The 14,844-nt window shown below is 68.8% G+C and carries 13 protein-coding genes; 3 read left to right on the forward strand and 10 right to left on the reverse strand.

Annotation, left to right across the window (positions count from 1 at the left end):
- Window positions 1–105: 105 nt before the first annotated feature.
- From AC1DGC_RS07345 to AC1DGC_RS07355, 3 genes are read left to right on the forward strand one after another with little or no spacing between them, the layout of a single operon-like run.
- The gene (locus AC1DGC_RS07345; RefSeq protein WP_259203715.1) at window positions 106–1,173 is read left to right on the forward strand and encodes a L,D-transpeptidase; all 1,068 of its coding nucleotides are present in this window, start codon (window positions 106–108) and stop codon (window positions 1,171–1,173) included.
- A 26-nt stretch (window positions 1,174–1,199) separates the two neighbouring features.
- On the forward strand, window positions 1,200–1,928 hold the full coding sequence (locus AC1DGC_RS07350; RefSeq protein WP_449334905.1) for a murein L,D-transpeptidase catalytic domain family protein: 729 nt from the start codon (window positions 1,200–1,202) through the stop codon (window positions 1,926–1,928).
- A 25-nt stretch (window positions 1,929–1,953) separates the two neighbouring features.
- Window positions 1,954–2,553: a HutD/Ves family protein gene (locus AC1DGC_RS07355; RefSeq protein ID WP_259203716.1), complete on the forward strand. Its 600-nt coding sequence runs from the start codon at window positions 1,954–1,956 to the stop codon at window positions 2,551–2,553.
- A gap of 103 nt (window positions 2,554–2,656) precedes the next feature.
- Here AC1DGC_RS07355 and AC1DGC_RS07360 read toward each other — a convergent pair whose 3' ends face one another.
- From AC1DGC_RS07360 to AC1DGC_RS07405, 10 genes are all read right to left on the reverse strand, one after another.
- Window positions 2,657–4,264 (reverse strand): sulfite reductase subunit alpha, encoded by a 1,608-nt coding sequence (locus AC1DGC_RS07360; RefSeq protein WP_478047532.1) that lies wholly within the window; start codon window positions 4,262–4,264, stop codon window positions 2,657–2,659.
- Window positions 4,261–5,241, reverse strand: coding sequence for an FAD:protein FMN transferase (locus AC1DGC_RS07365; RefSeq protein WP_478047533.1), 981 nt, complete (start codon window positions 5,239–5,241; stop codon window positions 4,261–4,263). Before AC1DGC_RS07365 ends, AC1DGC_RS07360 begins: the two co-directional genes overlap by 4 nt.
- A gap of 129 nt (window positions 5,242–5,370) precedes the next feature.
- Window positions 5,371–6,177 carry a DUF4198 domain-containing protein gene (locus AC1DGC_RS07370; protein WP_259203719.1) on the reverse strand — a complete coding sequence of 269 codons (807 nt, stop codon included), beginning with the start codon at window positions 6,175–6,177 and terminating at the stop codon, window positions 5,371–5,373.
- Window positions 6,178–6,260: 83 nt separating this feature from the next.
- Window positions 6,261–6,779 (reverse strand): DUF2271 domain-containing protein, encoded by a 519-nt coding sequence (locus AC1DGC_RS07375; protein ID WP_478047534.1) that lies wholly within the window; start codon window positions 6,777–6,779, stop codon window positions 6,261–6,263.
- 38 nt (window positions 6,780–6,817) lie between these two features.
- Window positions 6,818–7,642 (reverse strand): PepSY-associated TM helix domain-containing protein, encoded by an 825-nt coding sequence (locus tag AC1DGC_RS07380; protein ID WP_394161804.1) that lies wholly within the window; start codon window positions 7,640–7,642, stop codon window positions 6,818–6,820.
- A gap of 507 nt (window positions 7,643–8,149) precedes the next feature.
- The gene (locus AC1DGC_RS07385; protein WP_478047535.1) at window positions 8,150–8,428 is read right to left on the reverse strand and encodes a hypothetical protein; all 279 of its coding nucleotides are present in this window, start codon (window positions 8,426–8,428) and stop codon (window positions 8,150–8,152) included.
- A 92-nt stretch (window positions 8,429–8,520) separates the two neighbouring features.
- Window positions 8,521–10,944, reverse strand: coding sequence for a TonB-dependent receptor domain-containing protein (locus AC1DGC_RS07390; protein ID WP_478047536.1), 2,424 nt, complete (start codon window positions 10,942–10,944; stop codon window positions 8,521–8,523).
- A 136-nt stretch (window positions 10,945–11,080) separates the two neighbouring features.
- The gene (locus AC1DGC_RS07395; protein ID WP_394161800.1) at window positions 11,081–11,512 is read right to left on the reverse strand and encodes a hypothetical protein; all 432 of its coding nucleotides are present in this window, start codon (window positions 11,510–11,512) and stop codon (window positions 11,081–11,083) included.
- 134 nt (window positions 11,513–11,646) lie between these two features.
- Entirely contained in the window at window positions 11,647–12,333 is a 687-nt protein-coding gene (locus tag AC1DGC_RS07400; protein ID WP_478047537.1) for a Fe2+-dependent dioxygenase, read from the reverse strand.
- A 47-nt stretch (window positions 12,334–12,380) separates the two neighbouring features.
- Window positions 12,381–14,705 carry a catecholate siderophore receptor Fiu gene (locus AC1DGC_RS07405; RefSeq protein WP_478047538.1) on the reverse strand — a complete coding sequence of 775 codons (2,325 nt, stop codon included), beginning with the start codon at window positions 14,703–14,705 and terminating at the stop codon, window positions 12,381–12,383.
- Between the last annotated feature and the right edge of the window lie 139 nt (window positions 14,706–14,844).

Consider the following 14,844-nt stretch of genomic DNA (forward strand, 5'->3'; position numbering starts at 1 on the left):
CGTGGCCGGGCAATTTCTTTATGGGCGTCTGCCTGCGCGCGCCAACACCTGTTTCATGCAGTGCGTTGGTGTAGCGTCGTCGCATTACTGCATGGAATGAACCACATGGCACCACGCCGCGCATTGCTCACCCTGGCCCTGGCCACCTTGTTCGCCACCGGCGCCTGCGCTGCGACGGCCGCGACCCCGCCCGCCAGCAGTGCCACCGATACGGCCGTTGCCGCGCCGCGCGGTCCCACCGATCTCAAGCCCGGTGAATTCCTGTGGCATCCGGAAATCTCGCCGGCTGGCCCGATCGTGCTGGTGGTCAGCCTGGATGAGCAGCGCGCCTATGTGTATCGCAACGGCATCGCCATCGGCCTGAGCACGATCAGCTCGGGCAAGACCGGCCACGAAACCCCGACCGGCGTGTTCACCATTCTGCAGAAGGACAAGGACCACAAGTCCAACCTCTACAACAGCGCGCCGATGCCCTACATGCAGCGGCTTACCTGGGATGGCATCGCCCTGCACGGGGGCAATCTGCCGGGGCACCCGGCCTCGCACGGGTGCGTGCGGCTGCCGCAGGCGTTCGCGCAGAAGCTGTTCAGTGCGACCCAACGCGGGGATACGGTGGTGGTGGCCGATGCCAAGAGCGCGCCGATGACGCTGGCCTATCCGGCGGTACTGGCGCCGGTCAACAGCACCGGCAAGCCGCTGCTGGAGACCACCGATGCGCCCGACCACTACTGGAACGACGCGGCTGCGCCGAGCGGGCAGGTCGGCATCCTGGTGAGCCTGCACGACCAGCGCCTGTACGTGCTGCGCGACGGCGTGCTGATCGGTGAATCGCGGCTGCAGGCCAAGGCATTGCCGGCCTTCGAAGGCACCACGCTGTTCGTGATGCAGCAGGGCTATTCGGACGTGCCCAGCCCGCTGGACGCGCACCAGCGCCTGCACAAGTGGACCGCCTATCCGCTGCTGGGGCAGAGCGCGGGCAACGCCAGTCCCGACCTGCTGGCCACCCCCAGCCTGCCGATGGCGCTGCCGCCGGCCTTTGCCGAGCAGCTGTACCAGGCGCTGGTGCCGGGTACCACGTTGCTGGTGACGAGCCTGCCGGCGGTTCGCCCGGTGGCCGATGAACAGAACCTGCAACCGGTGTTGGAATCGGACGCCGGCGGGTCCACCTTGTAGGGATTGGTCCTGCCGGTACGCCGTCGATGCCTGTGTCCCCGATCTCCCGAGTTGCCCTGTGTGCGTTGGCGTTGGCCGCGTCGGCGGGCGCCGCGCAGGCGGCCCATGCCGCCTCGGCGGCCGCGCCTGCGGCGCTGCCGGCGGCGCAGATGGCCGACATGCTCGCGCGCGCCGCCCCCGGTGCCGACCGCAAGGTGTTGCAGTTGGCGGCCAAGGCGATGACCTGCGCGCTGCGGCGGCCGGAGCTGGGCGTCGACCCGACCCGGCTGAGCGTGATCGATTACTCGCGCCCGTCCACCGAACAGCGCATGTGGGTGTTCGACCTGGCCCGGCAGAAGCTGCTGTTCGAGGAGTGGGTGGCGCATGGCCGCAACAGCGGCGGCAACCAGACCGAACACTTCTCCAACCGCGATGGCAGTTTCATGTCCAGCCTGGGCGCGTTCACCGCCAGGGAAACCTACATGGGCGGCAACGGGTATTCGCTGCGCCTGGAAGGCCTGGAACCCGGGTTCAACGACCATGCCCGCGATCGCGCCATCGTGATCCACGGCGCGCCCTACGTGAACCCGACGATGGCCCGGCTGCAGGGCCGGCTGGGGCGCAGCCTGGGCTGCCCTGCGGTGCGCCTGACGGTGGCCAGGCCGCTCATCGACAGCCTGCGTGGCGGTGCGCTGGTATTTGCCTACTACCCCGACAAAGAGTGGCTGGCGCGTTCGCAGCTGCTCGGCGCGGACTGCGCCGCCAGCCCCGGCTGAGCGCGTACTGAGGCACACTGGCGGCATGTCGACTGATGCCATCCTGGGCGCGGCCACGCGCGTCATTCCGAGTGTCGAGTACCGCCGCGAGCGCTGGCGCAACGGGCTGGGCTGGACCCGCGAAATCCTGCGGGTGCCCGACACCGATGCCTGGCAGGTGCGGCTGTCGATCGCCGAGATCGAGCAGGACGCGGCGTTTTCCAGCTTCCCGGGGGTCGAGCGCGAACTGGTGCTGCTGCGTGGCGAAGGGCTGCGTCTGCGGTTTGCCGATGGCGCCGTGCACACACTGCTGCCACCGCACGACCGGCTGCGCTTTGCCGGCGAGGCGCAGGTCGGCGGCGAGCTGGTCGACGGCCTGACCCACGATTTCAACCTGATGTGGCGACGCGACCTGGTCGACGCCGAACTGCTGCACCGACCGTTGGTGGGCAGCATGTTCTTTTTCACCGAGCCGACGACGGCGTGGGCGATCCACCTGCTGGCTGGCCAGGCCGAATTCGAGGGTGACGCCGGCTTGCCGCCGTTGGAGGCGGGTGACACCGCTTGGTTGGCCGCCGGCGCGCGCACGCGATTCGCGTTGCGCGGCGGTGGCGAACTGCTCGCGATCCGGCTGAGCCCCCGGTAGCGTCGCCTCCCGATCGACTGCCGGTAGCCTGCACCTTGTTCGGTGGGGGCATGCCCGCTGTCGAAGGTTGCCCCGGTGCAGGGCAATGCGTTCGCCGTTGCCCTCAGTACACGTCGCGACGGTAGCGACCTGCCACGATCAACGCTTCCTTGCCGTCGCGTCCCAGTGCCTGCTCGATCACCGCATCCACCGCCGGGGCCATGCCCTGCAGGCTGCCGCAGACCAGGAGCGTGGCGCCTTGGCGCGACCATTCCCACAGGGTGTCGAGGTGGGCCTGCAGACGATCCTGCACGTAGCGGTGTTCGCCGCCGTCGCGGCTGAACACCGTATCCAGGCGCTCGATCCAGCCGGCCTGGTGCCAGGCGGTCAGCTCGTCGCCGAAGTAGAAATCGTGGGCGGCGGTGCGTTCCCCGAACAGCAGCCAGTTGCGTCGTGCGCCGGCCGCGATGCGTGCACGCAGGTGCGCGCGTAGTCCGGCGATGCCGGTACCGTTGCCGATCAGGATCAGCGGGGCGTCGTGGGCCGGCGCGTGGAAGTTGGGGTTGCTGCGGAAGCGCAGGTCGATCTGCCCACCCAGGGCGGCGTGGTCGCACAGCCACCCGCTGCCCAGCCCCGGGGTGCCGTCCGGACGCAGCTGGCGGCGCAGCAGCAATTGCACCTGGCCCTCGTCGGGCATGCTGGCGATGGAGTATTCGCGATGCGGCAACGGACGCAATGCAGCCACCAGGCCGACGGTGTCGGCGGCCCGCATTTCTTGGGCGGTGGGCAGGTGCGCGCGTGACAGATGCGCGTGCAAGGTGTCGCCGTCGATCACCTGCGCGCCGTCCAGCGCGGCGTCGGCCAGCCAGGCATCGACGGCACTCGGCGCATGCCGCGGGCCGATCTCGACCACGTCACCGGCCTGCCATGACGGCACGATGCCGTCGGCGGGGACCAGCGCCACCTGCCAGGTGGGCGCACCCGGGCTGCCGGCATTGACCAGCGCGCGGCTGTGCAGCCGCCACGGCAGGTAGTCGGCCGGGGTCCAGTCGGGCAGGTCGGTGGCGTCGCCGCCGAGCTGGCCCAGCAGTTGCTGCCAGTGGCGCAGTGCGGCCGGGTCGGCGTTGTCCACCTCGACCGTATCGAACAGCGGGTGCGCGCCCCGCTGGCGCAGCCAGGTATCGAGCTGGTGGCCGAACGCGCAGAAATGGCCGTAGCTGCGGTCGCCCAGCGCCAGCACGCCGTATTGCACGTGGGGCAACGCCAGGGGCTGCGCCATCGCGCCGCGCAGGAACGGCAGCGCGTGGTCGGGGGCGTCGCCTTCGCCGGTGGTGCTGGCGATCAACAACACCTGCGAGGCCTGCTGCAGCGTCGCGGCATCGACCTGGTGCAGGCCGCGGATGCGCACCGGCATGCCGGCCGCGCGCAGGGCCTCGGCGCTGCGGTCGCACAGGTGCCGCGCAAAGCCGGTCTGGCTGGCCCAGACCAGCAGCAATGGGGCCTGGCCATCGCTGCCGCGACGGTCATCGCGTGCTCGCCCGCGCCACCAGATCAGCGCGCATAGCCCGGCATACGCCAACACGCTGCCGAGCGCGATGCGCCAGTGCGAGGCCAGCGGCGCGCCCTGCCACCAGCGCTCCTGCAGGTGCAGGCGCAGTAGCAGCCCGGCCAGTACCGCCAGCAGGGCGATCACCAGCAGGTTGCCGAGGGTGGCGCGCGAGGGGCGGGTCATGCGGGCGACGCCGATGCGGTATCGAGCAGGTGCTCGAAGGCCGGGCTCATGTGTTCGGTGATGCCGTCCGCGCCGCGGCTGACGAAGCGCGCCGCCAGCCCGTGCGTCCGGGCGAAGGCCAGGCCCTGCTCCAGGCCCATCACGGTCAGCGCGGTGGCCCAGCCGTCCGCCTGCATGGCGTGCCGCGCGACCACGCTGACCGCGGCGGCGGCATGGTCCACCGGGGCGCCGGTGCGCGGGTCCACGGTGTGGCTGAAGTGTGCGCCGTCCTGGTCGAAGTGGTGCCAGCGGTCACCGGAGGTGGCCACGGCCAGATCCTCCAGGGCCAGCACGCGCGGGGGATGGTCGGCCAAGGCGCTTTCTTCGGGGCCGGCTTCAACCAGCACCCGCCAGGGCTGGCCATCGGGCTTGCGGCCGTAGCCGTGCAGTTCGCCGCCCACTTCCACCAGCGCGGCATGCACGCCCTGCGCGCGCAGCCACTGGCTGGTCTGGTCGACGCCGAAGCCCTTGGCGATCGCCGACAGGTCCAGCGCGACCGCGCCGGGTTGCTGCAGGTTGCCGTCCTGCCAGTGCAGGCGTTGCCAGCCGCAGCGGGCGCGGGTGGCGGCCAGCGCGGCGGGGGTGGGAATGCGTTGGGCATGCGCATGCGCGCCGAAGCCCCACAGTGCGACCAACGGGCCGACGGTGGGATCGAAGGCGCCACCGCTGCGGGCGGCGATGTCCAGCGCGGCGTCCAGCACCTGCGCGAACAGCGGCGGGACCGGCTGCATGCTGCCGGCCTCGGCGCGATTGAAGCGGGAGATATCGCTACCGGCTTCCCAGGTGCTCATCTGCGCCACGATGGCGTCGAGCCGGGCCTGGATGCCCGCGTGCAGCGGATGCAGGTCGCGCGTACGCGCGACCACCAGTTTTACCTGCCAGGTGGTGCCCATGGTGTGGCCACCGAGGCTGGCGATGTCGAGATCTGCGTTGTTCATGGGGTGGGCATAGGGGCCGGGTCGACCCGATTGCCGGCATCTCGGGGGTAAAAAGCCCCCTTCGCGTGGAAGGGGGCCGGTCAACGGCGTAGCGTTGTTGCGGGACTGCGCGGCAACCGCGGTGGGCGGTTACTGCGGCAGCACTTCCAGCGTGGCAACGTAGTTCAGGCGACGCTTCTTGGCCTGCTTGAGCGAGGCCTTCTTGTCTTCGCTGCTGGTTTCCAGCCAGTACATGCCGGCCTCCGGCCAGGTGATGCTGAACTCGCCCTTCTTGTCGCTGGTCACCTTGATCTCGTCCTGCGCGTTGCGGTAGCGGGTGCCGCCCCGGGTGATTTCGAATTCCAGGCCGGCGCGCGGCTTGCCATCGACCAGCACGCGGAAGCGGGCCGGTTCACCGGCGACCAGGTCGTTGGGATGGCCCAGGGCGATCATCTCGATGCCCTGCTTGGTCGGCTTGAGCGCGGTGGCGTTCGGGGTCCCGTTGGTGACGAAGGTTTCGATGCGGTTGACCGACTGCGCGACCTCCAGCTTCTTGGCCTTCTTCGGCACTTCGTTGGCGAAGGTGGCCGGGGTGCCGCGCCAGCGCTTGGGCGCGCCATTTTCTTCCCAGGTGGCCGACAGGCCGGTGCTGACCGACGCCAGGCGGTAGGTGCCCTGCTGGGTCAGCTCCACGTCGAACACGCTGCGAAACTTGCCGGTGGAGGCGTTCTGCGGCTGCACGATGGTGCCATCGGGTGCGGTGATGACCAGGCTGTCCAGGCGCAGCGGCACGTGGTTGAAGTAGAACAGGTCGTTGGACACGGCCGCATCCACGGTGATCCACGGCTTTTCACCGGCGATCACGGTCTGCGAGGGCTGCAACCAGGCCTTGTGGGCCAGGGCGGAGAACGGAAGTGCGGCGGCCAGGGCGGCGGCTAGGACGAGCGAGCGCTTCATCAACAACTCCATGTAAGGGACAACGTCAGTGGACAGGGGGGCCGAGTGGCCGATGCTACCCGCCGCGGAGGGCGGGCGGTGGATCAGGGTTTGGCGGTCAGGGTAACCAGGCCCAGTTCGGTACTGCCCTGGGCCTTGCCGTTCTGGATGCTGGTGGCCGGCCAGGTGAAGGGAATTTTGAGCAGTTCACGCCCACCGACCTCGCGCACCGCTTCCACCACCAGCGTGTAATTGCCGGGCGCCAGTGCCTTCAGCGCGGGCTGCCTGTCGTTGAACGACAGCGCCTGCTTGCCGGCCGGGCGGGTGGGACCGGTGACGCCATCCACCGGCACGTCCAGGGTGCGGCCGCTCTTGCGCCACCACTGGCGCAGGTCGGGCAGCCACTTGGTGCCATGGCCTTCGCTGTTGCCGGTCTGCTGGTACCAGACCGACAGGTTGGCGGCGACCTTCTGGTCGGCCCCTTCCAGCCACACCGCCACGTACGGGCGATGGTATTCGGCAACGGTGAGCTTGGGCACTTCGACGTTGATGTCGAGGGTAGCAGCGTAGGACGGGGAGGTGGCCAGCAGGCCGCTCAGGGCGATGGTCAGGGTAACGCGCATGGTGCGGCTCCGTGGAGGACGAACGGTGGAAGTACGAATCAGTGGATCAGGATCAGCGCGATCAGCAGCGGCACCATCAGGCCCAGGCCGACCAGCGGCCAGGTCATGCGGCGCTGGCGGGCATGCAGGTGCAGCAGGAACAGGCCGGTGATGCAGAACACCAGGCAGGCGACGGCGAAGATGTCCAGGAACCAGCCCCAGGCCGGGCCGGCATTGCGGCCTTTGTGCAGGTCGTTGAAATACGACACCCAGCCGCGCGTGGTGGCCTCGTATTCGACGGCGCCGGTGTCGCGATCGATGCTCAACCAGGCATCGCCACCGGGGCTGGGCATGGACAGGTAGACCTCGCCGTCGGACCACTCGGCGGGGCGGCGGCCGATGGAAATCACCAATTGGTCGTCGAGCCAGCGGCTGGCGGAACGCGGCAGGGGCGCCTGGCCGTCGGTACGCTCGCCGAGCGAGGCCAGCACGGGCGCGGGCAGCGTGAGCTGCCGGTTGACGACCTGGGGCGTGGCTTCGATCCTGCTGGCGTGATTGAGGGTGATGCCGGTCGCGGCAAACAGGAGCATGCCGATCAGGCAGACGGCCGAGCTGATCCAGTGCCACTGGTGCAGGGTGCGCAGCCAGAAGCCGCGACTTTGTTGCTGCTGCACGCTGGAAAGGGGAGTGGCCACGGTCGCGACATTGAGATCTGAATGGCGAATTACACCATTGATGAGAATGGTTCGCAATTTCTGGCGAACGACGGTGCCGTGGACCCATGCCCGCCGTCTCCCGACGGTGGGACGGTGCGCGCGGGGAAGCAGGGGCCGTGTCGTTTTTTTCTTGAGGGCTGCCGAGCATGGCTCGGCACTACCGCTCATCCGCGCAGCGCCCGCGGCGCGGCCCCGCCGCGGGCGGCGGTGCAATCGGCCGCATGCGTCCGATCCATCGCGAACGACGGTGCCGTGGACCCATGCCCGCCGTCTCCCGACAGCGGGACGGTGCGCGCGGGGAAGCAGGGGGCCGTGCCGTTTTTTTCTTGAGGGCTGCTGAGCATGGCTCGGCACTACCGGTCATCCGCGCAGCGCCCGGTAGAGCCGAGCCATGCTCGGCTGCTCTTGCTCTTGCTCTTTTTGTTGCTCTTGTTGTTGCTCTTGCTCTTGCTCTTGCTCTTGCTCTTGCTCTTGCTGGTGTTGGTGCTGTCGCTGCAAGGCCCGCGGCGCGGCCCCGCCGCGGGCGGCGGTGCAATCGGCCGCATGCGTCCGACCCATTGCGAACGACGGTGCCGTGGACCCATGCCCGCCGTCTCCCGCCAGCGGGACGGTGCGCGCGGGGAAGCCGAGGGCCGTGCCGTTTTTTTCTTGAGGGCTGCCGAGCATGGCTCGGCACTACCGGTGATCCGCGCAGCGGTTGAACGCCTGCTCCGGGGCGCGGCCCAGCCGGTCATGCGCGCAGCGGTTGAACGCCCGCTCCGATGCGCGGCGCAGCCAGTCACCCGCGCAGCGGTTGAACGCTCGCTCTGCGGCGCGGCCCAGCCGGTCATGCGCGCAGCGGTTGAACGCCCGCTCTGCGGCGCGGACCAGCCGGTCATGCGCGCAGCGGGTGAACGTCCGCTCGGCGGCGCGGCCCAGTCGGCCGTGCGCGCAGCCCTGGTAGAGCCGAGCCACGCTCGGCTGCTCTTGCTCTTGCTCTTGCTCTCAATGCGGCGTCCCACCGCCCCGGCCGGCATTCCGCCGGCCGTCGGCGGTGGCCGTCGCCCTCAGAACGTCGCGTTCACCGAGATCCAGTAACTCCGGCGCTGGTCCTTGGTCGCGTAATCGTCCACGCAGTTGTAGTCGCTGTCGCTGATCAACACGCACGACTGTGACACGAAGTCCTTGTCGAACAGGTTGTTGACCCGCGCATTGACGGTCAGCCATGGGGTGATGTCCCAGCTGCCGCCGAGGTGGAAGATCGTGTAGTCCTCGTAGTAGCGGGTCTGCGAGCTGCTGACGCCGCCGACGTTGCTGACCAGGGTGTCGCGGTAGCGGTCGTAGCGGCCTTCGCCAATCAGCGACAGGCTGACCGCGTCGCTGACCTGCCAATTCAGGCTGGCATTGGCCATGTGCCTGGCCGGGTTGCCGGTGATCGGCAGGCCCTTGCCGGAGCCGCTGGTCTGTTCGCTCCTGGTCCAGGTGTAGTTGCCGCGCAGCTGCAGGGTGTCCAGCAGGTCGACCTGGGCGGCCGCTTCCACGCCACGGGTTTCGGCCTTGTCGATGTTCACGCTCTGGCCGAAGGTGCTGTAGCCCAGCTCGGCCCAGCCTGGCCCGATGTCCACGCAGTAGCTGCCATCGTTGGGGGCCACTTCGCAGTTGGCGAAGGTGCCGCCGCTGGCGATCTTGTCATCGAACCTGTTGAGGAAGCCGGTGACGTTGAAGCCCCAGCGATCGCCTTCGTAGTACGCGGCGATTTCGTAGTTGGTGCTGGTTTCCGGCGTGAGGTTGGGCGAGCCGACCAGCGGCGTGACGCCCTGGCCACCGAAGCCGACGATGCCGGGGAACAGCTGGTCCGGACGCGGGGTCTTGTAACCGGTGCTGACGCCGCCCTTGACGGTCCAGGCAGCGTTGGCGTTCCACACCAGATAGGCGCGCGGGCTGACGTGGCTGCCGAAGATGTTGTGGTCGTCGTAGCGCACGCCGACGGTGGCGGTCAGGCTGTCGGTCAGTGACCAGTTGTCCTCGGCGAACAGCGCCCACATGCGGTGCTGCTGCTTCACGTTGTTCTTGTAGCCGGCGCCATCCATGCCGAACACGCCGTCGATCATGTCGGTGTCGTTGTACTGGCCGCCGACGGTGAGCTTGTGCGCGCCGAAGGTCAGGTCGAGCATCGTGTCCAGCACGTTGCCCTTGAGTTCCATGGTGCGCAGCGGACGCGGCAGGAAGGCCTGCAGGCGCGCCAGCTCGGCGGCGTTGAGTGCGCCCAGCCCGTTGCGTGCGCCGGCCGCGCAGTTGGCGGCGGCGCCGGTGCGACGGCAGACGTCGTTCCACAGGTCCTGCAGCTCGGCGCGTTCGTCCAGCGTCAGTGGCAGCGAGCGGCCGAGGTTGTTGCTGGTGATGTGGGTGAGCGTGGTCTGCCAGGTGCCGAATCCATAGCGGCCCTGGTGGGTCAGCGCCAACTGGTCGCGCTCGTAGCGCTGGTAGGCGGTGTAGCCCACGCGCGGCTGCACCACGCGGCGGGTGATGTTGCCCGGGCCGTTGGGATTGCGGACCGTCGCATTGCCCACGCGCCACAGGCTGGCCAGGCTGTCCAACGTGCCGGTCTGGCCTTCGCTGTTGTCGTACTTCTGCCGCGACGCGTCGTAGTCCAGCCACAGTTCGTGGTCGTCGTTGACCATGAAGTTCAGGCGCATGCCTGCGTTCCAGTTGGTGTTGGCCACCGCCTTGCCGCCGGCGCCGAAGCCGATCTCGCGCGACCACAGGGTGCCGTCCGGCAACGGCAGGTCATCCCACGCCGGATTGGATGCCTTGGCGTCGTAATAGCTGCCGCGCACCGACACGCCGAGGCGGTCCTTGAGCAGCGGGCCGCTCAGGTAGACATCGGTGCTGCGCGCGTCACCGAACTGGTCGTCCTGCTGCACCGTGAAGCCCTGCGTGACCGCGCCGCGCCACTCGGCCTGGTTGCGCCGGGTGATGATGTTGATCACCCCGCCCATGGCGTCCGAGCCGTACAGGGTGGACATCGGGCCGCGCACCACTTCGATCCGTTCGATCGCATCCAGCGGCGGCATGTACGAGAACTGGCCACCGCCGAAGTTGTTGGGGTAGAGGTTGCCGGCGTTGCTCTGGCGGCGCCCGTCGATCAGCACCAGGGTGTAGTCCGAGGGCATGCCACGCATGGAAATGGTGGCACGCCCGTTCTTGTCGGTCGGCTCCATGCCCACGTCGATGCCTTCCACGTCGCGCAGCGCATCCACCAGGCTGGTGTACGGGCGCTTGCTCAGTTCCTCGCGGCTGATCACGCTGATGCTGGCCGGTGCATCGGCGATCTTCTGCTCGAAGCCGGCGGCGGTGACCACCACCTTGTCCAGCGTGGTCGGCGCGGCGGCGGCGCCGTTGGCGAAGGCGGGTGCACTGAGCGCACCGAGCAGGGCGATGCTCAGCGAGCACCGGGAAAGGGGCGTGCGACGACGCTGGCGCTGGGCCATGGCAATAACCTCGAAGGAAAGCGAACGGACGCATGCAGGCACGGCCGGCAGGCCGTGACACGCGCAACAGATCAGGAGAGCGCCCGCGGGGCGGGCAGGCAGGCGGTGGGCGGCATCGACGAGGCGATGCCGGCGATCAGCCCTGCGGCGGCGCCTGGCCGCGTTGGACGCGCAACCCGGGGGCGGCAGGCAACGGCGTGGCCGGTGCCGAATCGATGGCGGGCGATACCCGCGGTGGCAGCGCCACCTGCATGGCCATCAACGCATCCAGCGACGCGAGGGGGTGCGGCTGCGGTGGCAGCGGGGCAGTGGCGGCACGGGTACCGGCCATGCGCCGCGGCTTGGCCGGACTTTCTTCCTGCACCGCGGTGTCGCCACCGCCGGCCGGGCGTTCTTCCGCCGGCAGGTGCAGCACCCGCGCGGCGCCGCCGGGCAGGGTCCGCTCCAGCACCGGCAGGCCGGTGAACAGCATCGACAGCAGTGCCAGCCAGGCCAGTACGCTCGCCAACGCCGGACGCTGCCCGCGCATGGCGGGGGCAAAGCTGCGGTGGCGGTGCGGGTGGCGCATGGACGTCCCTGTGAGCGGCCAACCTGCGGGCGGATGGCAATGCGGCGCGATTGTAATGAGATACGCCTACAGACGCAAATGGGAATGATTTGCAATTGTGCCGGCGCAGCCGTGGCGTCACCCGACGGGCTGGCTCAGACCTCGCTCCAGCGCCGCAACAGGTTGTGGTAAACGCCGGTCAGCTGCAGGACCGCGGCGCCGTCCGCGCCGCTGGAGCGCAGGGTTTCGATGGCGCTATCCATGTCCAGCAGCATGCGTCGCGCGCTGTCGTCGCGGACCATGCTCTGCACCCAGAAGAACGAGGCCAGGCGCGCACCGCGGGTGACCGGGGCGACCCGGTGCAGGCTGCTGGAGGGATACAGCACCAGGTCGCCGGCAGGCAGCTTCACTTCGTGCTCGCCGTAGGTGTCGCTGATCACCAGTTCGCCGCCGTCATAGGCCTCCGGCGGCGTGAGGAACAAGGTGCAGGACACATCCGACCGCAGGTGGCTGCGCTGGCCTTCCGGGCCGGTGATCATCACCGCGCCGTCGACGTGGAAGCCGTATTGGCCCCCGCCCTGGTAGCGGTTGAAGCGCGGCGGCAGGATTCGCAACGGCAGGGCAGCGGCGAAGAACAGCGGGTGCCGCTCCAGCGCCGCCAGCACGGTCCGGCCCAGCTCACCCTTCAACGGCGATGCGTCGGGAAGCTGTTCGTTGCGCTTCACCCGTGCCCCCTGCGCCCCCACGGTCTCGCGGCCATCGGCCCAGTCCGCCGCGTCCAGCATGCGCTGCAGGTAGGCCAGTTCATCGGCGGTCAGTACGTTGGGGACATGCAGCAGCATGGCAGGGTCCTTGTGCGGCGCGAGGGGTGCCCCCGCGCCGCCGTGCATCAGAAGCGGAAGTCCGCGCTGAACAGGAACGAACGCGGAGCGCCCGGGGTATAACGGTAGCCGCTCTTGTTGATCGCGGCCACGTACTGCTTGTCGGCCAGGTTGTAGGCGTTCAAGCGCAGCACCAGGTGCTCGTTGACGGCATACGATGCGACGGCGTCGAATACGGTGTACGCGCGGGTGAACGCCGGCGTGCCTACCGCGCCATCGGTGCCACGGTGCATGGAACCGGCGTAACGCGCGCCACCTCCGATAGTGAGGCCGAACGGGAACGTGTAGCTGGTCCAGCTGGTGAAGGTGTCGCCCGGGGTGTAGGTGAGGTTGCGGGTGCCATCGGCGGCGACGTTGGCGCCTTCCTCCACCTCGGTATCCAGGTGGCTGTAGCCGGCGCTCAGCGACCAGTTCTCGGTGATGCGGCCCACCGTGGACAACTCGATGCCCTGCACCGACTTCCTGCCGGTCTGGGTGGGGTTGCCGGCCTCATCCAGCACCTGGGCGTTGATCTCGTTGCTGACCTCGGTCTTGAACAGGGCCAGGTTCACGGCCAGCGCATCCTGCATGAAGCTCCACTTCGTGCCCACTTCGAACGTCTTGGCCTTCTGCGGGTCCAGGCGCGGGTTGTCGGCGCTGCTGGTGGAGCTGCTCAGCTGGAAGTTGCTGCCGCCCGGGGGCTGCTGGGAAATGGCGTAGTTGGCGTACAGGCTGACGATGTCATCCACCTTGTACACCGCGCCCAGCTTCCAGTTGATGAGGGTGTCCGAATGCGCCAGCGTCGGATTGGTGATCACCGTGCCGACCGGGCTGGTGCCGCAGGCGGGACCGCGGCCACCGCAGACAGCGGCACTCTGGTACTCGGTCTTGTAGTGGTCGGCGCGCAGGCCGGCGGTGACCAGGAAACTCTCGCCGATGTTCAACGTATCGAACAGGTACACCGAGGACGTGCTGGTCTTGCCGCGGCTGTCGGCGCCATTGTGGGCCCAGGTCAGGCCGGTCGCGTTCCAATCCGGCGCGTACAGGTTGGCCGGCGACCAGGTGGTGCCGCCGGTGGCGGCCTGGCCGAAGCTCTCCAGCTCCTCGCGGGTGAACTCCAGTCCGGTGCTCAGGTTGTGTTCGATGGCGCCGGTGGCGAAATCCGCGCGCAGGTTGAGCTGGTCGGTGAGGATGGTGTTCCGCTGGTCCTTGAAGGTCGGCAGGCTGCGCGCGATCGTGTAGCTGCCAAGATCGGCGGCATTGGCGTAGCGGATGTTGCCGGTCGGTGCGCCGTTGGCGCCGCGCGTGCCGGTGCCCATGAACGCGGTCAGCATGTAGTCCTGGTCGGTACGGCCCCAGCGTGCGGTGTTGGTCAGCCGCACGTTGTCGTTGATGTCGTGTTCGATGCGGAAGGTGGCCATCTTCGCGGTGACGTCGTCGTGGTCGGCGCGCGTGCCGTAGAAATTCTCCGGATCCACTGGATGGCCCGCCAACTGTTCGAGGGTCGGCTGCGCGGTCCAGCCCGGCAGGCCCAGGGTGGGGACGCCGCCGTCAGGCACGTTGCTCTGGTCCACGTACAGCAGGTTGAGGTAGTACCGGGTGCGGGTGCCCAGGCCGAAGGCCAGTGACGGCGCGATGCCCCAGCGCGTGTTGTTGACGTGGTCGCGGCCCGGCTGGTCGCTGTCCTGCCACATCGCGTTCAGGCGCAGCGCGCTGGTCGCGCCGAGGGTCTGGTTCCAGTCTGCGGTGCCGCGCTGTTGATCGTCGGTGCCGGCCGAGAGGGTACCCGACAGGGCGTTGTGAAGGTTGGCCTGCTTGCTGACCATGTTGATCGAACCGGTCGGTGCCGAGCGCCCATTGTCCGTGCCGGCCGGGCCCTTGGACACTTCCACCTGCTCGGTATTGAAGACATCGCGTGAGATGGAGCCCAGGTCGCGCACCCCATCCACGAAGATGCTGCTGGAGGTATCGAAGCCGCGCATGAAGATGCTGTCGCCGGTGTTCGTGTTGCCGTTCTCGCCCACGTAGAACGTGCCGACGCCCGGGCTGTTGCGCAGCGCATCGGTCAGCGTGGTGGCGCCCTGCTGGTTGAACAGGTCGCGCGTGATCACCTGGATGGTCTGCGGCGTGTCTTGCAGGGACTGGGTGAACTTCGGCGAGGCGATCCTGTCGGCCTTGAAGCCACGCACCCCCAGCACATGGATCTGGTCGAGCGTCTGCGCCGTGGCGGTGTCGCTGGATTGGGCGTGGGCGACGACCGGCAGGACCGCCAGGCCGAGGCCGGTGACCAGGCCGGCAGTGGCCAGGGTGGCTGCCGTGCGGGGGGAGGAGGAGCGCTTGCGACTCTTGATCATGTTGGCGATCCGGAAAGGCGGGTAGGTCGAAGGGCGCGGCGCCACGCGGGGGCGGCGCAAGCACGGCATCGGGTTGCAGGCAGGACAGGGGGGGCCGCACAGGGGGCGGCCGTGCACCGCGCAGGGCACGGTGCCGGAA

The sequence above is a fragment of the Stenotrophomonas sp. 05N37 genome, assembly GCF_056397365.1.